The following is a 19,429-nucleotide window of genomic DNA, read 5'->3' as shown; positions in this document are numbered from 1 at the left end:
ATGGCAAAGAAGAGTTCGATCGAGAAGAATAACCGGCGCAAGCGGATGGCGAAGAATGCTGCCCCGCAGCGTGAGAAGCTGAAGGCGATCATCGCCGACAAGACCAAGCCGATGGAAGAGCGCTTCGCGGCGACACTGAAGCTCGCCGAGATGCCGCGCAACTCGTCGCCGACGCGCATCCGCAACCGCTGCGAGCTGACCGGGCGTCCGCGCTCGAACTATCGCAAGAACAAGCTCTCGCGCATCGCGCTGCGTGAACTCGGCTCCAAGGGCCTGGTTCCCGGGCTCGTGAAGTCGAGCTGGTAAGGAGGGTCGGAACCATGTCTACGCACGATCCGATCAGCGATCTCATCACCCGCATCCGCAACGCGCAGATGCGCTCCAAGTCCAAGGTTTCGACCCCGGGCTCGAAGATGCGCGCCAACGTGCTCGAAGTGCTGAAGTCCGAGGGGTACATCCGCGGCTACGCCAGCGTCGAGCATGCCTCGGGCCGCAGCGAGCTCGAGATCGAGCTGAAGTATTTCGACGGCGAGCCCGTCATCCGCGAGATCGAGCGGGTGTCGAAGCCGGGCCGCCGCGTTTACGCCTCGGTGAAGAACCTGCCGCGCGTGAACAACGGTCTCGGCATTTCGGTGTTGTCGACGCCGAAGGGAATCATGGCTGACCACGAGGCGCGCGACGCCAACGTGGGCGGCGAAGTTCTCTTCACGGTGTTCTGAGGAAGGATTTTACGATGTCACGTATCGGCAAAAGGCCGGTGGCGATCCCGTCGGGTGTGACGGCGACCGTCGAGGGCCAGACCGTCAAGGTGAAGGGGCCGAAGGGCCAGCTTCAGTTCGTGGTGCATGACGACGTCGAGGTGAAGTTCGAGAACGGCCAGGTCAAGGTCGCTCCGCGCGTCAAGACCAACCGTGCGCAGGCGATGTACGGCACCGCGCGCGCGCAGGTCGCCAACCTCGTCGAGGGCGTCACCAAGGGCTTCGAGAGGAAGCTCGAGATCACCGGCGTCGGCTACCGCGCCGCGATGCAGGGCAAGAACCTGCAGCTCGCGCTCGGCTACAGCCACGACGTGGTCTACGCGATCCCGGAAGGCATCACCATCGCGGTGCCGAAGCCGACCGAGATCACGATCACCTGCAACGATCCGCAGCGCGTCGGCCAGGTCGCCGCCGAGATCCGCGCCTACCGCCCGCCGGAGCCCTACAAGGGCAAGGGCGTGAAGTACGCCAACGAATTCATCTTCCGCAAGGAAGGCAAGAAGAAGTAACGGAGCCGGTCATGTCACTCAAGGTTACGAATGCCCGGCGCAAGCAGCGCGTGCGCCTTGCGCTTCGCCGCTCGGCAGGCGGCCGTCCGCGGCTGTCGGTGTTCCGCTCGTCCAAGCACATCTACGCCCAGGTCATCGACGACCAGAAGGGCGAGACGCTTGCTTCCGCCTCGTCGCTGGAGAAGAATCTGCGCGACGCCGGCAAGACCGGCGCCGACATCGATGCTGCGAAGGCGGTCGGCAAGCTGCTCGCCGAGCGCGCGGCGCAGAAGGGTGTCAAGGAAGTCGTGTTCGATCGCGGCGCCTACATCTATCACGGGCGCGTCAAGGCGCTCGCGGATGCGGCGCGCGAAGGCGGATTGAGCTTCTAAGCGAATTGATCGATTACAAGGAAAGAGGCTTGGGCCTCCTAGAGATTGGAAAACACCATGGCAGGTGAACGCGAACGCGGCGGACGCGAACGGAGCAGGGATCGCGAAGAGCGCGACAGCGAGTTCGTCGACAAGCTCGTCCACATCAATCGCGTGGCGAAGGTCGTCAAGGGCGGCAAGCGCTTCGGCTTTGCGGCGCTGGTCGTGATCGGCGATCAGAAGGGCCGGGTCGGGTTCGGCCACGGCAAGGCGCGCGAAGTGCCGGAGGCGATCCGCAAGGCGACCGAATCGGCGAAGCGCAATCTGACGCGCGTCGCGCTTCGTGAAGGCCGCACGCTGCATCACGACATCGCCGGCCGTCACGGCGCCGGCCGCGTCTACCTGCGTGCCGCTCCGGCCGGTACCGGCATCATCGCCGGCGGCCCGATGCGCGCGGTGTTCGAGACGCTCGGCATCCAGGACGTGGTGGCGAAGTCGATCGGCTCGTCGAACCCCTACAACATGGTTCGCGCAACCTTCGACGCGCTGAAGCATCAGGATTCGCCGCGCTCGGTGGCGGCCCGCCGCAACATCAAGGTCTCCACCCTGCAGTCGCGCCGCGTCGGCGGCGACGCCGAAGTGGTGGCGGAATAACCCCGCGCGACCAGCCAGCGCGCTATTTGGAGTTACTGTCATGGCCAAGGCCAGCAAGACCATCAAGGTCGAGCAGATCGGCAGCGCAATCCGCCGCCATCACTCGCAGCGTTCGACGCTGATCGGCCTCAAGCTCAACAAGATCGGCCGCACCGCCGAACTGCAGGATACCCCTGAAGTTCGCGGCATGATCAGCAAAGTCCAGCATCTCGTCCGCGTCGTCGGCGAGTAAGCAGAGATAAGGAGAAGGGCGATGAAGCTCAGCGATATCGCCGACAACGCCGGCTCGCGCAAGAAGCGCATGCGTGTCGGCCGTGGCATCGGTTCCGGCAAGGGCAAGACCTCGGGCCGCGGCGGCAAGGGCCAGACCGCGCGTTCGGGCGTCCGCATCAAGGGTTTCGAAGGCGGCCAGATGCCGATGCATCGCCGTCTGCCGAAGCGCGGCTTCAACAACATCTTCCGGCTCGACTTCGCCGAGATCAATCTCGACCGTCTGCAGGAAGCGATCGACAATAAGCTGGTGGACGCGTCCGCCACGGTGAACGTCGAATCGCTGGTGAAGGCCGGCGTGCTGCGCCGCGCCAAGGACGGCCTGCGGCTGCTCGGCCGTGGTGAGATCAAGACCAAGCTGACGATCGAGGTGCACGGCGCCTCCAAGTCGGCCATTGCCGCGGTCGAGAAGGCTGGCGGCTCGGTCAAGATCCTGGCGCCCGCCAAGGAAGAAGGCGAGGCGGCGTAACATCTGCGTCATTGCCCGCGCGCGGCGCGGGCAATCCGCAGCTCGAATGATGGACTTATCGAGGCCGAGCACCAGATAATGTCCGGTGTCTGCCGACTCCCCAAAGGGGGCGTCGGCGAAGGGGGCTCCGGGAGAAAGCCGAAAATGGTCTCAGCAGCCGAACAACTTGCCGCCAACCTCAATTTCGGACAGCTGGCGAAAGCCGACGAGCTGAAGAAGCGCATCTGGTTCACCCTGGGTGCGCTGCTTGTTTATCGGCTGGGCACCTACATCCCGCTGCCGGGCATCGATCCCAACATCTGGGAGCAGGTGTTCCGCAGCCAGTCCGGCGGCATCCTCGGCATGTTCAACATGTTCGCCGGCGGCGGCATCCACCGCATGGCGATCTTCGCGCTGAACATCATGCCGTACATTTCGGCATCGATCATCGTGCAGCTGCTGACCACCGTGTCGCCGCAGCTCGAGGCGCTCAAGAAGGAAGGCGAGGCGGGCCGCAAGACGCTGAACCAGTACACCCGCTATTTGACGGTGATACTGGCCGCGTTCCAGTCCTACGGTATCGCGATCGGCCTCGAAGGCGCCGGCAACGTCGTCAGCGACCCCGGCATGTTCTTCCGCCTGTCGACCGCGATCACGCTGACCGGCGGCACCATGTTCCTGATGTGGCTCGGCGAGCAGATCACCTCGCGCGGCATCGGCAACGGTATTTCGCTGATCATCCTGTCCGGCATTGTCGCCGAACTGCCGTCGGCGCTCGCCAACATGCTGGAACTCGGCCGCCAGGGCGCGATGTCGACCGGCCTGATCCTGATCGTCATCGTGATGGCGGTCGCCGTGATCGCGTTCATCGTGTTCATGGAGCGCGCGCAGCGCCGGCTGCTGATCCAGTATCCGAAACGTCAGGTCGGCAACAAGATGTTCGAGGGCCAGTCCTCGCATCTGCCGCTCAAGCTCAACACCTCGGGCGTGATTCCGCCGATCTTCGCCTCGTCGCTGCTGCTGCTGCCGACCACGGTTGCGAACTTCAACGCGGGCAAGGGCCCAGAGTGGTTCCAGTGGATCACCACCCAGCTCAGCCACGGCCGGCCGCTGTTCCTGTTCATGTATCTCGCGCTGATCGTGTTCTTCGCGTTCTTCTACACCGCGATCGTGTTCAACCCGACCGAGACCGCGGACAATCTGAAGAAGCATGGCGGCTTCATCCCGGGCATCCGTCCCGGCGAGCGCACCGCCGAATATATCGACTACGTGCTGTCGCGCATCACAGTGCTCGGTGCGATCTATCTCGCGATCGTCTGCCTGATTCCTGAAATTCTGATTTCCTACGCCTCGGTCCCGTTCTACTTTGGCGGCACCTCGCTCCTGATCGTCGTTAGCGTGACGATGGATACGGTGTCGCAGGTGCAGGGCTATCTGCTCGCTCATCAGTATGAAGGGCTGATCAGGAAGTCGAAGCTCAGGGGAGGCCGCCGCCGCTGATCACGGCGCGGCTTCAAACTCAAAACTCAGGTGTGCGGACTTCGCCCACCTAGCCGGGGGGCGAAACAGATATGAGATTGATCCTTTTGGGGCCGCCGGGCTCGGGCAAGGGAACCCAGGCGCAGCGGCTGGTGCACAAGCACGGCATCGTTCAGCTCTCGACCGGCGAGATGCTGCGCGCCGCGGCCGCCGCAGGCACGCCGGTCGGCTTGCAGGCCAAGGAGATCATGGCCAATGGCGGCCTGGTTCCCGACGAGGTTGTGGTGGGAATCATCGCCGACCGGATCGAGGAGCCCGACGCCAAGAAGGGCTTCATCCTGGATGGCTTCCCGCGCACCGTGCCGCAGGCGGAGGCCCTGGACGAGCTTCTCAGGAAAAGGCACCTCAAGCTCGACGCCGTTGTCGAGCTTCGCGTCAACGAAAGCGCGCTGCTCGCGCGTGTTGAGAAGCGCGCCGAAGAGACCCGCGCGCGCGGCGAGGAAGTGCGGCTCGACGACACGCCCGAAGTGCTGACCAAGCGCCTGGCGCAGTACCGGTCGATGACGGAACCGTTGATTCACTACTATTCCGAGCGGCGGAAGCTCTTGACGGTCGATGGCATGATGACCATCGAGCACGTCACCCGCGACATCAACCGGATCCTGGCGGCGATCGGCGCCCTCGAATCGAAGGCCGACGAGCCGGCCAAGAAGCCGGCCAAGAGCGCTTCGAAGGCCACCGAGACGGCCAAGAAGACGACCAAAAAGCCGGCCAAGAAGGCAGCCAAGCCGGCCCGGAAGGCCGCCAAGGGGGCCTCAAAGGCGGTCGCCAAAGCCAAAGGTACCAACAAGGGCGCCAAAAAGGCTGCGAAGAAACCCGCCAAGAAGGGGGCAAAGCAGGCCTCTCGTGCCGCGAATGCCCGGAAGGGGGCAAAAGCCGTCAAAAAGGCGGCAAAAAAGCTCACGAAAAAGCGAGCTAAACGCTAGGAGCGGTTGACGAAACCGACATGAATCCTTTAATAAGCCCCGCATCCAAGTTGGATAGTTTTATGACGATGCCGGGCCCCGAAGGACATGAGGGGAGGGCGTCGTGTTCGCGTTTGTGGACACAAGCCCGAGAGAGCAAGAACTTGAGCAGCCCGTATCCGTGATGGATCGGCGACAGGAGAGAAGTCCGTGGCCCGTATTGCCGGCGTCAACATTCCGACCAACAAGCGCGTCCTGATCGCGCTTCAGTACATCCATGGCATCGGCCAGAAGAACGCGGCCGATATCATGGGGAAGACCAAGATTCCGGTGGACCGTCGCGTCAATCAGTTGACCGACCAGGAGGTCCTGCAGATCCGCGAAGTCATCGACCGCGACTATCTGGTCGAGGGCGACCTCCGTCGCGAGGTCGGCATCAACATCAAGCGGCTGATGGACCTCGGCTGCTATCGCGGCCTGCGTCATCGCCGCGGTCTGCCGGTGCGCGGTCAGCGCACCCACACCAATGCGCGTACGCGCAAGGGGCCGGCCAAGGCGATCGCCGGCAAGAAGAAGTAAGTTTTGCGAATTGCAGGTGGGGAGTAGCGAATTGAAGTTCGCTACTCGCCATTTGCGTTTTGAGGTGTAGCCGCTGGCACTACGGCGGCGCTTGAGATCACAGGAAAGGTTTGAAATGGGCAAGGAAGCCACCCGCGTACGCCGCCGCGAACGCAAGAACATCGCCTCCGGCATCGCGCACGTGAATTCGTCGTTCAACAACACGACCATCACCATCACCGACGCGCAGGGCAACACCATCGCCTGGTCGTCGGCCGGCACCATGGGCTTCAAGGGCTCGCGCAAGTCGACCCCCTATGCCGCGCAGGTCGCGGCCGAAGACGTCTCCAAGAAGGCGCAGGAACACGGCATGCGCACGCTGGAGGTTGAAGTGGCCGGCCCGGGTTCGGGCCGTGAGTCGGCGCTGCGCGCGCTGCAGGCTGCGGGCTTTACCGTCACCTCGATCCGCGACGTGACCACCATCCCGCACAACGGCTGCCGTCCGCGCAAGCGTCGGCGCGTTTGATCTGTAAGTCGCGGGCGGCGGTCTGCCGCCCTGCGATGGTTTTTGGAGTTGACCGCGCGGACTGTCCCGCGATCTCCAACGCCAGGTTCGGCCATTCGACTGGCCCAACGACCGGCAAAGGGTGAAAAAAGTGACGATCCAGAAAAATTGGCAAGAACTCATTCGACCGAACAAGCTGCAGGTGACGCCGGGCTCGGACGCGAGCCGGTTCGCCACCGTCGTCGCCGAACCGCTCGAGCGTGGCTTCGGCCAGACGCTCGGCAACGCGCTGCGTCGCATCCTGCTGTCCTCGCTGCAGGGCGCGGCGGTGCAGTCGGTGCACATCGACGGCGTGCTGCACGAGTTCTCCTCGATCGCCGGTGTGCGTGAAGACGTCACCGACATCGTGCTCAACATCAAGGACATCGCGATCAAGATGCAGGGCGAAGGCCCCAAGCGCATGGTCGTCAAGAAGCAGGGCCCGGGCGCCGTCACCGCTGGCGACATCCAGACCGTCGGCGACGTCGTGGTGCTCAATCCGGACCTGCAGATCTGCACGCTGGACGACGGCGCCGAGATCCGCATGGAATTCACGGTCGCGACCGGCAAGGGCTATGTCGCCGCCGAACGCAACCGTCCCGAGGATGCCCCGATCGGCCTGATCCCGGTCGACAGCCTGTTCTCGCCGGTCCGCAAGGTCTCCTACAAGGTCGAGAACACCCGTGAGGGCCAGATCCTCGACTACGACAAGCTGACCATGACGATCGAGACCAACGGCGCGATCACGCCGGATGACGCGGTGGCCTACGCTGCGCGCATCTTGCAGGATCAGCTCAACGTGTTCGTCAACTTCGAAGAGCCGCGCAAGGAAGTCACGCAGGAGATCATCCCCGATCTCGCGTTCAACCCGGCCTTCCTCAAGAAGGTCGACGAGCTCGAGCTGTCGGTGCGTTCGGCAAACTGCCTGAAGAACGACAACATCGTCTACATCGGCGACCTCGTGCAGAAGTCGGAAGCGGAAATGCTCCGCACCCCGAACTTCGGCCGCAAGTCGCTGAACGAGATCAAGGAAGTGCTGGCCCAGATGGGTCTGCATCTCGGCATGGAAGTGCCGGGCTGGCCGCCGGAGAACATCGACGAGCTCGCCAAGCGCTTCGAGGATCACTACTGATCCGTTTCAATCATCATGGCCGGGCTATCCCGGCCATGATTCTATGGCACGATCCCGGAAAAGTGCGCGGCGGTTTTCCGACAAGGATCGTGCCCAAACAAAGCAGCAAAAGCGCGAGGTCGCGCTTTTGCGGGCGAACGCAGGCAGCCCACCTGAGCAACATGTCCGACGAACCGTCGCGGCAGATTACAAAGTAAGGAATAGACTATGCGTCACGGCAAGGTTCATCGGAAGCTCAACCGCACCGCCGAGCACCGGCGTGCGATGTTCGCCAACATGGCGGCCGCGCTGATCAAGCACGAGCAGATCGTCACCACGCTGCCGAAGGCCAAGGAGCTGCGGCCGATCGTCGAGAAGCTCGTCACCCTCGGCAAGAAGGGCGGGCTGGCCCTGCGCCGTCAGGCGATCTCGGAGCTGCGCGACGTCGACCAGGTCAGGAAGCTGTTCGACACGCTGGCGACCCGCTACAAGGACCGCCAGGGCGGCTACACCCGCATCATCAAGGCCGGCTTCCGGTACGGCGACAACGCGGCGATGGCCGTGATCGAGTTCGTCGATCGCGACGTCGACGCCAAGGGCCAGGACTCCGGTCCGACCCAGGACAAGGAAGCCGAGGCGGCGTAAGCCGGTCTCGAGCCAAGGTTTTAAAGCGGCGCCTCCGGGCGCCGTTTTTCTTTGTTGGTGGCGTCGCTCTATCCCCGTCGTCGTCCTGGCGAATGCCAGGACCCATACCGCGAGATTTATCAAGCGCACAGTGGCCGACGCCGGCTTCATCGTCATCACCGGTGGCAGTGGGTCCTGGCTTTCGCCGGGACGACGAGATGTGTTCTACTTCCTCACGCGTCGGTGAGATGCAATTGCGGTGCATCATGCCGCGCCCGATATCTCCTTCAACATCAATGGAGATGACAGATGAAAATCGACCTTTCCGGAAAGACTGCGCTGGTGACCGGCTCGACCGCGGGCATCGGCCACGCCATTGCAAAAGGACTGGCCGGGACCGGCGCCGAGGTCGTCATCAATGGCCGCGGCCAGGCCAAGGTTGATGCGGCAGTCGCCGCGATCGCAAAGGCGGTGCCGGGCGCCAAGATCCGCGGCATTGCCGCCGACGTCTCGACATCAGCCGGCTGCAAGGCGCTGCTGGCGGCGCTGCCCGAGGTCGACATCCTCGTCAACAATGCCGGCATCTTCGAGCCGAAGCCGTTCTTCGACATTCCCGACGAGGACTGGAGCCGATTCTTCGAAGTCAACGTGATGTCGGGGGTGCGGCTGTCGCGCGGCTACATGCAGGGCATGCTGAAGCGCAACTGGGGCCGCATCGTCTTCATCTCCTCGGAATCCGGCCTCAACATCCCGACCGAGATGATCCATTACGGCACGACCAAGACCGCGCAGCTTGCGATCGCGCGCGGGCTGGCGCAGCTGACCCGCGGCACCGCGGTCACCGTCAACTCGGTGCTGCCCGGGCCGACCATGTCCGAGGGCGTCGAGACCTTCGTCAAGGATCTGGCCAAGCAGAACGGCCAGTCGGTCGAGGAGGCGGCCTCCAACTTCGTCAAGCAGCACCGCCCGACCTCGCTGCTGCAGCGCTTTGCCAGCACCGAGGAGATCGCCAACCTCGTGGTCTATGTCTGCTCGAAGCAGGCCTCGGCGACCAACGGCGCCGCGCTGCGCGCCGAGGGCGGCATCGTCAACACCATTGCCTGAGGTGGTCCCATGTCGGCCTATGTGATTTCCGAAGTCGACGTGAAGGATGCCGCAGGTTTCGAGGCCTATCGTACGATCGCCGCCAAGGCGATCGCGCAATATGGCAGGCGTTATCTGGTGCGCGGCGGTGCTGCTAACGTGGTTGAGGGCGGACCGCCGCCGAACAACATCATCGTCGTCGAATTCCCGTCGATGACGCGTCTGCGCGAGTGGTACGCCTCATCGGAATATGCTGAAGCGCTCAAGCATCGCCGCACTGCGCTCGACCGCCGACTGATGTTTGTCGAGGGCGTGCCGCCGAGCTAACCTTTCGCCCCGTCGAGGAATTCGCTGAAGCCCGAGGGGCGGTAGGGGCCGAAGCACAATTGCTCGAGAACGCCGATTCCCGTCCGGTCGCCCTGGCGGGCGCGCACCACCTGTTGCACGTGCACGTTCTCGCGCGCCAGCGGCTCGAGCGTCGAAGGATCGAACGATTCGCCGCCGATCTCGAGCTCACCCTTCCACATGCCCTGGCCCCATTGCGGATGACCGTAGCCGAGGCCCTTCATCTGGAATTTGAGGATCGGGTCGAGCGCGATGGTGCTGGTGTGGCCGTCGATATCGACGAGGTCGATTTCGGCCGAGCGCGCCAGCCGTGTGTTCGGCACGTAGGTCACGCGGTGCCGAGCGGTCGCCATGCGTCGGTCGAGCCCGTCGACGACGCCGGGGATCTCGGCCTCGCTCCGGTAGAGCGGGGCGATGATGCCCTCGCGGACCAGCGCCTCGCCGCGTGTCCCGTCGAAGAAGATGGCGTGCGAGATGTGGTCGTCCCAGACCAGCGGCGCCCACAGGAAGAACACGCTCGGCGGCGGCATCGGCGCGCCTCCGACATCGCGCTCACCGACATTGCGAACTCCCCAGGAGCGATCCTTGGTGCCGTAGCATGAGCGATCGTCGACCTTGATCTCGCCGTCGGGGTGGCTGATGACGCCGTGCCAGCGGCCGAACTGGTCGAACCGGGTCGAGTCCATGGCACGGCGATCGCCCGACCAGAGCGTCTGGCGCGCTTCCTGGATCGCAGCGGTGCGCGCGGAAAAGGTCAGGTCGCAGGCCAGCCCCGTCGCATTGTCGTCGAGCACGACCCGGGTCCGCAGCATCGGTTCGAGCACCTCCAGCCTGAAAGGGCCGACCTGCATCTCGGTACGCTCGATCGGCGCGCGTCGCGCCCCGTAGAAGCAGTGCTGCCGTCCGCCGCGTTCCACGACGCTGAACGCGCAATCGAGGATCTTGCGGTGCGGATAGATCGCCATACCGATGCCGAAATAATACGCGCCGTCGGCGGTGTAGCCATTGAACCAGGTGCGGTCATAGACATTGCGGTCGCTGGTGATGGGGACCGCGATCGGTTCCGGCGTCTGGTGGATCGGGAAGTCGTCGAGTTTGTTGAGCACGCAAATCCCTTTCGGTACCCCTTAGTCCTGCCAGTATGCAAAACTGTCGTGATCCAGCGCTTGCGCGCAGGCGCCGCGGGTCATCTTCAGGAACAGTGCGTCGCCGCGTTCGGAGCGCTGCACGCTGAGCGCAGAGACGACGCCCATCATGATGCCATGCAGGGTGTAGCGCCGGTAATCCCGCCAGCACTGGTCCCAGCCATAGTCCCGCACGCCGCGCCGGATCAGTTCCGAATGATATGATCGCACCAGATCGGTTTCGTGAAGCCGCCGTTCTGACGGTTCGATGCCGGCCGACAGGAAATAGGCGACGTCGACGATTCCAGGGCCAACCGTCAGCGTCTGCCAATCCAGCGTCGCCATCGGTCGGGTATTGCCGCGGACGTCAAACAGGATGTTATCCAGCCTGAAGTCCGCATGCTGCAGGGTTCGCGGCGTCGATTGCTCCGACTGGTAGCGCGGGACCGCGTCCGGAAGCCGGTCGATCAGATCAAGGAATTCCGGCTCGATCACGCCACGATATCGCTCCTTGTAGTGACCGATGATGGCGGGCAGCGTCGCACGGAAATCCTTGCGTCGGCTTGCGGCCACCACGAAGCAGTGCACCGCGTCCAGCGTCGGATCGCTCCATCGCGGCGCGTGCAGCGCAGCGGCCTCGGCCATCGCTGTCCGGCAGTCCGCGATCGAGCATCCGGCGAGCTGGTCGCCCTGGCGTGCGGGCGCCAGATCTTCGAGAATCAGCGTGAAGTCATCGGTCGCCGGATCGATTTCGGCGAGGATCGGCCGCGGGGTGTGAATGGCGACGGTCGCCGCCAGCTCGCGATAGAACGCGACCTCGCGAACATAAAGCATGTGCGCGGAACCGGAGCGGCGGCTGTCGGGATCTGCGGCAGGGAATTTGCCGATGACGCTCAAGGGTGCGTCCGGCGCGTCGCCGTCATAGGTCAGACGAAATCGATAGGAGTCGCCGACGAGGCCATTGCCAACGGGCTTGCAGGCGAGATCGATGACCCTGACCTGGTCGATCACACCGGCTTCGCGCAGCGCCCGCGTCATCCACTCCGGATCGATCCGCGAAGGATCGGCCGTGAGCAAATTCATCGGTTTCCTCCCATCCCCGTGGGCGTCACCACCGCTCCAGCCGCTTCTCGCGTCGGCCGGATTGAGGACGGGGTGATCGTTGCGCAAACTATACAGGCGATGTCGCGGCTTTGGCAAAAGCGACGCGGCGGCCTGTGGGGAAGTCGGGCAGGGCGGGTTAGCGTCAGCGTAACCCGCCGTCCTTGGCGAGGCGGTGGGTTACGGCTTCGCCTAACCCACCCTCCGCATTCGTCCCGATCGTACTACCAGCCTTCCAGCACGATCTTGCCGCGCGACTTGCCGCTTTCCAGCAGCGCATGGGCGCGCTTGAGGTTGGCGGCGTTGATGGTGCCGAAGGTTTGATCGAGCGTGGTGCGCAGCACGCCCTTGTCGATGAGGTCGGCGACATCGTTGAGAAGATGATGCTGCGCGATCATATCAGGCGTCTGGAACGACGAGCGCGTGAACATCGATTCCCAGTGCACCGAGACCGCCTTGCCCTTGAACGCGGCGACGTTGAACTCCGAGGGATCGTCGATCAGGCCGAACTTGCCCTGCGGTGCGATGAAGTCGGCGATCGACTTGTAGTGCTGGTCAGTGAAGGTGAGGCTGGCGACGAGCCCGACCGGCGGCAGCTTCAGCTTCTCGATCTGCTCCTTCATCGGCTGCGAGTGATCGATCACCGCGTGCGCACCGAGATCGAGGCACCATTTTTGCGATTCCGGCCGCGTCGCGGTGGCAACCACGGTGAGGCCGGTAAGGCGGCGGGCAAGCTGGATCAGGATCGAGCCGACGCCGCCGGCGCCGCCGGTGATCAGCAGCGTACGCGGGTCGAGACTCTTGCCCGGCACGGCGCCGAGCCGGTCGAACAACAGCTCCCATGCGGTGATCGAGGTCAGGGGCAGGGCAGCCGCTTGCGCGAAGGACAGCGATGCCGGCCTGTTGCCGACGATGCGTTCGTCGACCAGATGAAATTCCGAATTGGTGCCCTGGCGCAGGATCGAGCCCACGTAAAACACCTCGTCGCCGGGCTTGAAGAGCGAGACGTCGGGCCCGACGGCATCGACCACGCCGGCTGCGTCAAAGCCGAGGATCTTGTAGCCGCCGTCGGTCGGCGCCGCGCGCTTGCGCACCTTGTAGTCGACCGGGTTGGCCGAGATGGCCCTCACCGCAACCCTGATGTCGCGCCCCTTCGGCTCGGGCTTGGCGATCTCGAAATCGACGAGCGAGTCCGCCGCCTCGATCGGCAGCGATTTTTGGTATCCGACGGCCTTCATGCCTGGTCTCCGTAATGGGCGATTGCCTGCCGTGATAACTGTCGCGCTGGCGTCCATTTGGCAAGTACTGTAAATTCAGGGAACTAGTCCCTGTTTGTATACTATTGGGAAAATACCGATGAAACGGAAGAATTTTGCGCGCCGGCCGGGCTGCGCCGTAGAGGCGGCGCTCGACCTGATCGACGGCAAATGGAAGGGCGTGATCCTGTATCATCTGCAGGCCGGCACCCAGCGCTTCGGCGAGTTGCGGCGGCGGATGCCCGGCATCACCCAGCGCATGCTGACCAAGCAGCTGCGTGCGCTCGAGGACGATGGTCTCATGATCCGCAAGGTCTATGCCGAAGTGCCGCCGCGGGTCGAATACACGCTCTCCGAACTCGGCGAGAGCTTGCGTCCGGTGATCGATATTCTGAAAGCGTGGGGCGAGAGCCATCAGGAGCGGCTGTCCTGCGCGCCGGCGCCCGAGGTCATTGTGAAGAAGCCGAAGCGCGCGGCTTGAGCGCTTTCGAGCGAAGCGGGGACCGGTTCGTGTCAAGAAAACGCGTCAAACGAACGCTCAAATGAAAACGGCCGGAGCGATGCCCCGGCCGTCTGTTTGTTGACGACAAATCGGATCGTCTCAGAACGCAACCTGCGTGCGCAGCGCGACCGCATCAAACTTCGAGCCGACATCCGCAGTCGAAGTCGCCGACGCCTGCTTGGCGACGTCGCCGTGCAGGTAGTTCAGCATGAAGCGGACGTTGTTGTTGACGTACCAGTTCAGCGCCGCGGTGTAGACGGTCTGCCGTCCACCGGCGATGCCGACCGCCTGGCCGATCTGATCGTTGAGGTTCATCTGGCTGACGCGGCCGGCGATTTCCCAGGCGCCCCAGCCGCCGCTGGCGAGCGAGAACGGATCATGCGGCTTGATACCGCCATAGGAGGCCGTTGCCGGGTTGTAGGCGTGATTCTCGCCGGTCAGCACATAGCCGACCTGCGCGTAACCGCCGTCGAATTTCAGGCTCGACGCACCGAACGGCGGCAGCCCGGTATTCGCAGTGCGGTCGATATTGAACCAGTAGTACTCGCCTTGTGCAATGAACGGACCATAGGTCGCAGCCGCTTCGACGCCGTAGACCTGCGCCCCGGAGACGTTGGCGATCGCACCGGTCGAAATCAGCGTCGTCGGATCGATGCGCAGCTCGGGCCGGTCGCTGAGCGTCAGGGTCTGCGCCTGCGTCACCAGATTGCGCGGCGGCTGGATCAGCCATTCCGCGTCGGCGCCGATATGGACCGAATAGTTGTTGCCGCTGATCGGATTGCCGGCGACGCGGACGACCGTGCCATACTGCTCCGATGATCCGGGCGGGGTGACGCTGGACGCCGAGTGAATCTGGCCGGTGGTCGGTCCGGTGACATAGCCGCCGAGCCAGAGCTGGTCATTCCACCAGCGGCTGCCAGCGGCCGAACGGAAGTCGCCTGCCGCGACGTTCTGCGCGATGATGCCGGCCGAGGCGCGCTCCATGAACAGGATGTCGTTGGAGCTGGTGGACTCGTCGAGCGTCCAGGGCAGATCCATGATGCCGCCTTCGATCGCCATCTTGCCGCCGAACGGCTTGAAGCCGGTATAGCTGAGATAGGCATTCTCGACGCCGGAGGTGCCGCCGCCGGGCAGCGATCCCGCCGCCGTGCCACCGAAGCCGTCCGACGAGCCGCCGAAGTCGTAGATCAGCGCGTAATTCCAGTCGCCGAAGAATTTGCCGATCACGCCGATGCGGGCGCGGCGCAGATTCTCGCCGCTGTCGAGCTTCTGCGGCGACGTGCCCGCGGTGTTCGGACGATAGTCGTAACCGCCGACATCCCAGTGGATGCGGCTCGTGATCGCGATGCAGTTCTGTTCGTCCGCGGTGCAGATCGTCGGCCGGTTGTTCGGCAATGTCACCACGACGCCCGAAGGCGCGACTGGACCCTTGACCGGGATGGCGGCATTGGCGGTTGCGACCCGCGCGGCCTTGGCGTCCGCGGCCTTCGCGTTGGCGTTTGCGCTGGCTGCGGTCGCGGTGTTGGCATTGGTCTGCTTCTGCAGTTTGTCGAGCTTCTGCTCGAGCATCTTCAGCTGCTGCTTCAGCAGCGCGATCTCCGCATCGCTGCCGCCTCCGGCCGATTGCGAGTAGGCCGGTGAGGCGGCGAGCGCCCCGGCCAGCCCTATGGCGATTGCACCAACTTTTGTCGCACTCATTGTGCACCCCTGTTGTGTTTGAAGTCCCCACTCACTCACTGAAACGTCCTAGGAGTTGATCGTGACTGACGCACGACAGCGCTGCCTAGCATCGCAGTTCCGCTTGTTGTCCGCGGGCAACAAGCGGAGCGGCGCAGTGAGATGACAGTCATCATAGAAGTTTGGGGGCGCGCTTCAACGCGGCTGCCACGGGTTTTGCACCGCGGCGGCGGGGGGCAGTTATCGGGCCCGGCGCCCTTCAATTGCCCGGCGAACACGCCTATATTCCGGCGTTTTCCACGAGAGGTGAGAATGCTCCGACCCGCCCGCTTTGCTGCCCTATCCGCTCTGTGCACGTTGGCTTTCATCGGGAATCTCGGCCCGGCCGCGGCCCAGGACCGCCGCGTGCCGTCCTCGCAGGCCGAGCTGCAGCTGTCCTATGCGCCGATCGTGCAGCGGGTGCAGCCGGCGGTGGTCAATGTCTATGCCGCCAAGACCGTGCAGAACCGCAATCCATTCCTGGACGATCCTATTTTTCGTCGATTTTTCGGCGTGCCCGGGCAGCAGCCCGAGCAGATGCAGCGTTCGCTTGGCTCCGGCGTGATGGTCGATGGCTCGGGCCTCGTGGTCACAAACAATCACGTGATCGAGGGCGCCGACCAGGTGAAGGTCTCGCTCGCCGACAAGCGCGAATATGAGGCCGAGATCGTGCTGAAGGACAGCCGCACCGACCTTGCGGTGCTGCGGCTGAAGGGGACCAACAAGGAGAAATTCGCGACGCTGGATTTCGCGAACTCCGACCAGCTGCAGGTCGGCGACGTCGTGCTGGCGATCGGCAATCCGTTCGGCGTCGGCCAGACCGTGACGCACGGCATCATCTCGGCCCTGGCGCGCACTCAAGTCGGGATCACGGATTATCAATTCTTCATTCAGACCGATGCCGCGATCAATCCCGGCAATTCCGGCGGCGCGCTGGTCGACATGACCGGCCGGCTCGCCGGCATCAACACCGCGATCTTCTCGCGCTCCGGCGGCTCGCAGGGCATCGGCTTTGCGATCCCCGCCAACATGGTGCGTGTGGTGGTGGCCTCCGCGAAGGGCGGTGGCAAGGCGGTGAAGCGGCCATGGCTCGGCGCGCGGCTGCAGGCGGTGACGCCGGAGATCGCCGAGACGCTCGGGCTGAAACTGCCGACCGGCGCGCTGGTCGCCAATGTCGCGCCGAACAGCCCGGCGGCGAAGGCCGGGCTGAAGCTCTCCGACCTGATCGTGGGCATCGACGGCCAGGCGATCGACGATCCCAACGCGTTCGACTATCGCTTCGCGACCCGCCCGCTCGGCGGCAGCGCGGAGATCGAGGTGCAGCGCGCCGGCAAGCCGGTGAAACTCACCGTGCCGCTGGAGACCGCGCCCGATACCAACCGCGACGAGATCGTGCTGACTGCGCGCTCACCGTTCCAGGGCGCAAGGGTCGCCAACATCTCGCCGGCGCTGGCCGACGAGCTGCATCTCGACGCCGGCGCCGAGGGCGTCGTGGTGACCGAGCTTGCCGATGACGGCACCGCCGCCAATGTCGGTTTCCAGAAGGGCGACATCATCCTCGCCGTCAACAACGAGAAGATCGCGCGGACCGGCGACCTCGAGAAGGCATCGAAGACGGGGACGCGGGTCTGGCGCATCACGCTGGTGCGCGGCGGCCAGCAGATCAACGTGACGCTCGGCGGATGAGCCCCAAGTGAGCCCAAAGCAACCGCGGGAAGCCAGCAACCTGTTCGCTGCGGCGGGGATGGAGCAGGACGCGCCGCACCCGCTGCCGGACCGGCTGCGCCCGCGTACGCTGGCCGACGTCGTCGGCCAGGATCACATCCTCGGGCCCGACGGTGCGCTGACCCGCATGCTGGAGACGCGCTCGCTGGGCTCGCTGGTGTTCTGGGGACCGCCCGGCACCGGCAAGACCACGGTGGCGCGGCTTCTGGCCGACGCCACCGAGCTGCATTTCGAGCAGATCTCCGCGGTGTTCTCCGGTGTCGCCGACTTGAAGAAGGCGTTCGATGCCGCGCGCGCCCGCCGCGAGACCGGCAAGGGCACGCTGCTGTTCGTCGACGAGGTGCACAGATTCAACCGCGCGCAGCAGGATTCTTTCCTGCCCGTGATGGAGGACGGCACCGTGGTGCTGGTCGGCGCCACCACCGAAAATCCGTCGTTCGAGCTCAACGCGGCGCTCTTGTCGCGCGCCCGCGTGCTGGTGTTTCACTCGCTCGATACCGCCGCGATCGAACGCCTGTTCGCCAATGCCGAGAAGGTCGAGGGCAAGAGCCTGCCGCTCGATGCGGAAGCCCGCGCCGTGCTGGTGCGGATGGCCGACGGCGACGGTCGCGCCTCGCTGACGCTCGCCGAGGAGGTCTGGCGCGCCGCGCGCAAGGGCGAGGTGTTCAACGCCGAGCAGCTGCAGGACATCCTGCAACGCCGCGCGCCGATCTACGACAAATCGGCCGACGGTCACTACAATCTGATCTCGGCGCTGCACAAGTCGGTGCGCGGCTCCGATCCGGATGCGGCGCTGTATTATCTCGCGCGCATGCTCGATGCCGGTGAGGATCCGCTGTTCCTGGCGCGGCGCGTGGTGCGCATGGCGGTCGAGGATATCGGCCTTGCCGATCCGCAGGCGCTGGCGGTCTGTAACGCCGCCAAGGATGCCTATGATTTCCTGGGCTCACCCGAAGGCGAACTCGCGATCGCGCAGGCCGTGGTCTATCTCGCCACCGCGCCGAAATCGAACGCGGTCTACACTGCGTTCGGCTCGGCGATGCAGACCGCGAAGCAGAATGGCTCGCTGCTGCCGCCAAAGCACATCCTGAATTCGCCGACCAAGCTGATGAAGTCGGAGGGCTACGGCTCCGGCTATCAGTATGATCACGACATGCCCGATGCGTTCTCCGGCCAAGACTACTTTCCGGAAGCGCTGGGCCGCCAGACATTTTACGATCCGCCCGACCGCGGTTTTGAGCGCGAGATCCGCAAGCGGCTGGATTACTGGGACAGGCTGCGCAAGGAGCGGGGCGGCAAATAGCCCCTCACTTCACGCTCTTCACGAACTCCAAAATCTCATCCGTCAGTCGCGTGTCCGGGGTATTGATCGCATAGACCTCGGACATGTGGCTGTGCTGCGACAGCATGAAGCTGCGGGCGCAGCCGCTTGGCCGCTTGCAGCTGGCCTGCTTCATGAGCTCGAACTGCTCGACGAAGCGCGGTGGATCGAGCTCGGCCGCGGTGATCAGGAACGGGATCGGGCTCGCAACGAGGCCCTGCAGCGAGGAGCGTTCGGCGTAGCGCGAGGGGTCGGAGCCGTAATAAGCGAGCTCGGCGTCGCCGGCCGGCGAGGCCGTTAGATCGTAGATGCCGGACACCATGATCGCGCCGGCAAGGCCGCCGCCCTTCACTTTGTGGAATTCGCCGTGCGCGACATAGCTTGCGACATGGAGCGCACCGGCCGACTGGCCCATCAGGAAGATGCGTTTGGGATCGCCGCCGCGGAGCGCGATGTTCTCCGCGACCCATTGCACGATCGCGCCCATGTCTTCGGCGCCGCCGGCCACGGAAACGCCGGCGCCGGGCGATAGGTGGCGTTGACGCCGACAAAGCCGCTCTTGGCGGCCCACAGCATGACGTTGTCGTAGAACGGACTGCCGGGTGCGCGCTTGTCGCCGGCAGTAAGGCCGCCGCCATGGATGTAGATCAGCACCGGCCGTGGCGGCGACACTGTGTCCGGCGTGAAGACGTCGAGCAGATGGCGGTCGGCGAGGCCATACTTGACGTCGCGCTCGACCCTGACGCCCTGATAGGGCTCCCTCTGTTGCAGCGGTGCGTAGAGCGCGGCTGTCTTGGGCATCTCGACGACGCGGCCGAGTTCCAGCAGCTTCCAGGCCAGATCTTCCGGCATCGGGCTCTCCTGGGCCAGCGCCGGGCCCGCGAGCATCAGGGCCGCCGCCAAAGCCGATACCGCCAGTCTCATTCCAGGGCTCTCCGTCGCTTGCCGCGTGCGGCCGGACATGGCCGATGTGGCAGGATTTATAC

General features: G+C 64.5%; 24 protein-coding genes. 18 read left to right on the top strand and 6 right to left on the bottom strand.

All coding sequences use genetic code 11. From position 1 onward, the window contains the following. From rpsN to HAP54_RS42680, 15 genes are all read left to right on the top strand, one after another. Entirely contained in the window at positions 1–306 is a 306-nt protein-coding gene (gene rpsN, locus HAP54_RS42750) for a 30S ribosomal protein S14 (protein ID WP_029081762.1), read from the top strand. 14 nt (positions 307–320) lie between these two features. After that, positions 321–719: a 30S ribosomal protein S8 gene (gene rpsH, locus HAP54_RS42745; protein WP_029081761.1), complete on the top strand. Its 399-nt coding sequence runs from the start codon at positions 321–323 to the stop codon at positions 717–719. Between the two features lie 14 nt (positions 720–733). Further along, a complete protein-coding gene (gene rplF, locus HAP54_RS42740; protein WP_166297355.1) occupies positions 734–1,267 on the top strand; it encodes a 50S ribosomal protein L6 in 534 nt (177 codons plus the stop codon). Between the two features lie 11 nt (positions 1,268–1,278). Next, the gene (gene rplR / locus HAP54_RS42735) at positions 1,279–1,638 is read left to right on the top strand and encodes a 50S ribosomal protein L18 (protein ID WP_029081760.1); all 360 of its coding nucleotides are present in this window, start codon (positions 1,279–1,281) and stop codon (positions 1,636–1,638) included. Positions 1,639–1,695: 57 nt separating this feature from the next. Next, positions 1,696–2,271 carry a 30S ribosomal protein S5 gene (rpsE, locus tag HAP54_RS42730; RefSeq protein ID WP_028349043.1) on the top strand — a complete coding sequence of 192 codons (576 nt, stop codon included), beginning with the start codon at positions 1,696–1,698 and terminating at the stop codon, positions 2,269–2,271. A gap of 40 nt (positions 2,272–2,311) precedes the next feature. Further along, positions 2,312–2,503 (top strand): 50S ribosomal protein L30, encoded by a 192-nt coding sequence (gene rpmD / locus HAP54_RS42725; protein WP_166297353.1) that lies wholly within the window; start codon positions 2,312–2,314, stop codon positions 2,501–2,503. A gap of 21 nt (positions 2,504–2,524) precedes the next feature. Next, positions 2,525–3,010, top strand: coding sequence for a 50S ribosomal protein L15 (rplO, locus tag HAP54_RS42720; RefSeq protein WP_028339310.1), 486 nt, complete (start codon positions 2,525–2,527; stop codon positions 3,008–3,010). A 144-nt stretch (positions 3,011–3,154) separates the two neighbouring features. Continuing rightward, entirely contained in the window at positions 3,155–4,489 is a 1,335-nt protein-coding gene (gene secY, locus HAP54_RS42715; protein ID WP_029081756.1) for a preprotein translocase subunit SecY, read from the top strand. 71 nt (positions 4,490–4,560) lie between these two features. Continuing rightward, positions 4,561–5,454 (top strand): adenylate kinase, encoded by an 894-nt coding sequence (locus tag HAP54_RS42710; RefSeq protein ID WP_166297351.1) that lies wholly within the window; start codon positions 4,561–4,563, stop codon positions 5,452–5,454. 189 nt (positions 5,455–5,643) lie between these two features. Continuing rightward, positions 5,644–6,012, top strand: a complete 369-nt coding sequence (rpsM, locus tag HAP54_RS42705) for a 30S ribosomal protein S13 (RefSeq protein WP_166297349.1) — start codon at positions 5,644–5,646, stop codon at positions 6,010–6,012. A 115-nt stretch (positions 6,013–6,127) separates the two neighbouring features. After that, entirely contained in the window at positions 6,128–6,517 is a 390-nt protein-coding gene (gene rpsK, locus HAP54_RS42700) for a 30S ribosomal protein S11 (RefSeq protein WP_006021048.1), read from the top strand. A 130-nt stretch (positions 6,518–6,647) separates the two neighbouring features. Beyond that, positions 6,648–7,667: a DNA-directed RNA polymerase subunit alpha gene (locus tag HAP54_RS42695; protein WP_029081753.1), complete on the top strand. Its 1,020-nt coding sequence runs from the start codon at positions 6,648–6,650 to the stop codon at positions 7,665–7,667. 207 nt (positions 7,668–7,874) lie between these two features. Continuing rightward, positions 7,875–8,291 carry a 50S ribosomal protein L17 gene (gene rplQ / locus HAP54_RS42690; protein ID WP_028335465.1) on the top strand — a complete coding sequence of 139 codons (417 nt, stop codon included), beginning with the start codon at positions 7,875–7,877 and terminating at the stop codon, positions 8,289–8,291. Between the two features lie 288 nt (positions 8,292–8,579). Further along, positions 8,580–9,374 carry an SDR family NAD(P)-dependent oxidoreductase gene (locus tag HAP54_RS42685; protein ID WP_166297348.1) on the top strand — a complete coding sequence of 265 codons (795 nt, stop codon included), beginning with the start codon at positions 8,580–8,582 and terminating at the stop codon, positions 9,372–9,374. Positions 9,375–9,383: 9 nt separating this feature from the next. Next, a complete protein-coding gene (locus HAP54_RS42680) occupies positions 9,384–9,680 on the top strand; it encodes a DUF1330 domain-containing protein (RefSeq protein ID WP_166297347.1) in 297 nt (98 codons plus the stop codon). On the opposite strand, the gene HAP54_RS42675 is transcribed toward HAP54_RS42680, so the two are convergent. The 3 genes from HAP54_RS42675 to HAP54_RS42665 all read right to left on the bottom strand — a co-directional run bounded on the left by HAP54_RS42675 (position 9,677) and on the right by HAP54_RS42665 (position 13,161). Beyond that, positions 9,677–10,804, bottom strand: a complete 1,128-nt coding sequence (locus HAP54_RS42675) for a hypothetical protein (protein WP_166297346.1) — start codon at positions 10,802–10,804, stop codon at positions 9,677–9,679. The two genes, HAP54_RS42680 and HAP54_RS42675, sit on opposite strands and share 4 nt — an antisense overlap. Before the next feature lie 21 nt (positions 10,805–10,825). Then, the gene (locus HAP54_RS42670) at positions 10,826–11,860 is read right to left on the bottom strand and encodes a phosphotransferase family protein (RefSeq protein WP_248114364.1); all 1,035 of its coding nucleotides are present in this window, start codon (positions 11,858–11,860) and stop codon (positions 10,826–10,828) included. 287 nt (positions 11,861–12,147) lie between these two features. Continuing rightward, positions 12,148–13,161: a zinc-binding alcohol dehydrogenase family protein gene (locus tag HAP54_RS42665; protein WP_166297344.1), complete on the bottom strand. Its 1,014-nt coding sequence runs from the start codon at positions 13,159–13,161 to the stop codon at positions 12,148–12,150. 118 nt (positions 13,162–13,279) lie between these two features. On the opposite strand from HAP54_RS42665, the gene HAP54_RS42660 reads away from it, so the two are divergent. After that, on the top strand, positions 13,280–13,660 hold the full coding sequence (locus HAP54_RS42660) for a winged helix-turn-helix transcriptional regulator (RefSeq protein WP_166297343.1): 381 nt from the start codon (positions 13,280–13,282) through the stop codon (positions 13,658–13,660). Between the two features lie 120 nt (positions 13,661–13,780). On the opposite strand, the gene HAP54_RS42655 is transcribed toward HAP54_RS42660, so the two are convergent. After that, complete coding sequence (locus HAP54_RS42655; RefSeq protein ID WP_166297342.1) at positions 13,781–15,379, bottom strand: OprO/OprP family phosphate-selective porin; 1,599 nt, start codon at positions 15,377–15,379, stop codon at positions 13,781–13,783. A gap of 291 nt (positions 15,380–15,670) precedes the next feature. On the opposite strand from HAP54_RS42655, the gene HAP54_RS42650 reads away from it, so the two are divergent. Together HAP54_RS42650 and HAP54_RS42645 are read left to right on the top strand one after the other, a co-directional pair. Beyond that, entirely contained in the window at positions 15,671–17,083 is a 1,413-nt protein-coding gene (locus HAP54_RS42650) for a DegQ family serine endoprotease (RefSeq protein ID WP_166297341.1), read from the top strand. A gap of 7 nt (positions 17,084–17,090) precedes the next feature. Beyond that, complete coding sequence (locus tag HAP54_RS42645; RefSeq protein WP_166297340.1) at positions 17,091–18,425, top strand: replication-associated recombination protein A; 1,335 nt, start codon at positions 17,091–17,093, stop codon at positions 18,423–18,425. Positions 18,426–18,429: 4 nt separating this feature from the next. Here HAP54_RS42645 and HAP54_RS42640 read toward each other — a convergent pair whose 3' ends face one another. Together HAP54_RS42640 and HAP54_RS42635 are read right to left on the bottom strand one after the other, a co-directional pair. Further along, positions 18,430–18,951, bottom strand: a complete 522-nt coding sequence (locus HAP54_RS42640) for an alpha/beta hydrolase (protein WP_339156807.1) — start codon at positions 18,949–18,951, stop codon at positions 18,430–18,432. Then, positions 18,858–19,367 carry an alpha/beta hydrolase gene (locus tag HAP54_RS42635; protein WP_248114366.1) on the bottom strand — a complete coding sequence of 170 codons (510 nt, stop codon included), beginning with the start codon at positions 19,365–19,367 and terminating at the stop codon, positions 18,858–18,860. Before HAP54_RS42635 ends, HAP54_RS42640 begins: the two co-directional genes overlap by 94 nt. Positions 19,368–19,429: the final 62 nt, after the last annotated feature.

The sequence above is a fragment of the Bradyrhizobium sp. 2S1 genome (assembly GCF_011516625.5).
Lineage (GTDB): Bacteria > Pseudomonadota > Alphaproteobacteria > Rhizobiales > Xanthobacteraceae > Bradyrhizobium > Bradyrhizobium septentrionale.
The sequence above is the reverse complement of the archived record's forward strand: the minus strand, read 5'-3'. Positions and strand labels throughout refer to the sequence as shown.

Bases quoted from the DNA above. Each gene is read 5' to 3' on its own strand.
- rplF (WP_166297355.1), top strand. From the start codon at position 734: ATGTCACGTATCGGCAAAAGGCCGGTGGCGATCCCGTCGGGTGTGACG.
- rpmD (WP_166297353.1), top strand. From the start codon at position 2,312: ATGGCCAAGGCCAGCAAGACCATCAAGGTCGAGCAGATCGGCAGCGCA.
- rpsN (WP_029081762.1), top strand. From the start codon at position 1: ATGGCAAAGAAGAGTTCGATCGAGAAGAATAACCGGCGCAAGCGGATG.
- rplQ (WP_028335465.1), top strand. From the start codon at position 7,875: ATGCGTCACGGCAAGGTTCATCGGAAGCTCAACCGCACCGCCGAGCAC.
- HAP54_RS42710 (WP_166297351.1), top strand. From the start codon at position 4,561: ATGAGATTGATCCTTTTGGGGCCGCCGGGCTCGGGCAAGGGAACCCAG.
- rplR (WP_029081760.1), top strand. From the start codon at position 1,279: ATGTCACTCAAGGTTACGAATGCCCGGCGCAAGCAGCGCGTGCGCCTT.
- HAP54_RS42670 (WP_248114364.1), bottom strand. From the start codon at position 11,860: ATGACGCGGGCGCTGCGCGAAGCCGGTGTGATCGACCAGGTCAGGGTC.
- rplO (WP_028339310.1), top strand. From the start codon at position 2,525: ATGAAGCTCAGCGATATCGCCGACAACGCCGGCTCGCGCAAGAAGCGC.
- HAP54_RS42660 (WP_166297343.1), top strand. From the start codon at position 13,280: ATGAAACGGAAGAATTTTGCGCGCCGGCCGGGCTGCGCCGTAGAGGCG.
- HAP54_RS42680 (WP_166297347.1), top strand. From the start codon at position 9,384: ATGTCGGCCTATGTGATTTCCGAAGTCGACGTGAAGGATGCCGCAGGT.
- rpsK (WP_006021048.1), top strand. From the start codon at position 6,128: ATGGGCAAGGAAGCCACCCGCGTACGCCGCCGCGAACGCAAGAACATC.
- HAP54_RS42655 (WP_166297342.1), bottom strand. From the start codon at position 15,379: ATGAGTGCGACAAAAGTTGGTGCAATCGCCATAGGGCTGGCCGGGGCG.
- HAP54_RS42650 (WP_166297341.1), top strand. From the start codon at position 15,671: ATGCTCCGACCCGCCCGCTTTGCTGCCCTATCCGCTCTGTGCACGTTG.
- HAP54_RS42635 (WP_248114366.1), bottom strand. From the start codon at position 19,367: ATGAGACTGGCGGTATCGGCTTTGGCGGCGGCCCTGATGCTCGCGGGC.
- HAP54_RS42685 (WP_166297348.1), top strand. From the start codon at position 8,580: ATGAAAATCGACCTTTCCGGAAAGACTGCGCTGGTGACCGGCTCGACC.
- secY (WP_029081756.1), top strand. From the start codon at position 3,155: ATGGTCTCAGCAGCCGAACAACTTGCCGCCAACCTCAATTTCGGACAG.
- HAP54_RS42665 (WP_166297344.1), bottom strand. From the start codon at position 13,161: ATGAAGGCCGTCGGATACCAAAAATCGCTGCCGATCGAGGCGGCGGAC.
- rpsE (WP_028349043.1), top strand. From the start codon at position 1,696: ATGGCAGGTGAACGCGAACGCGGCGGACGCGAACGGAGCAGGGATCGC.
- rpsH (WP_029081761.1), top strand. From the start codon at position 321: ATGTCTACGCACGATCCGATCAGCGATCTCATCACCCGCATCCGCAAC.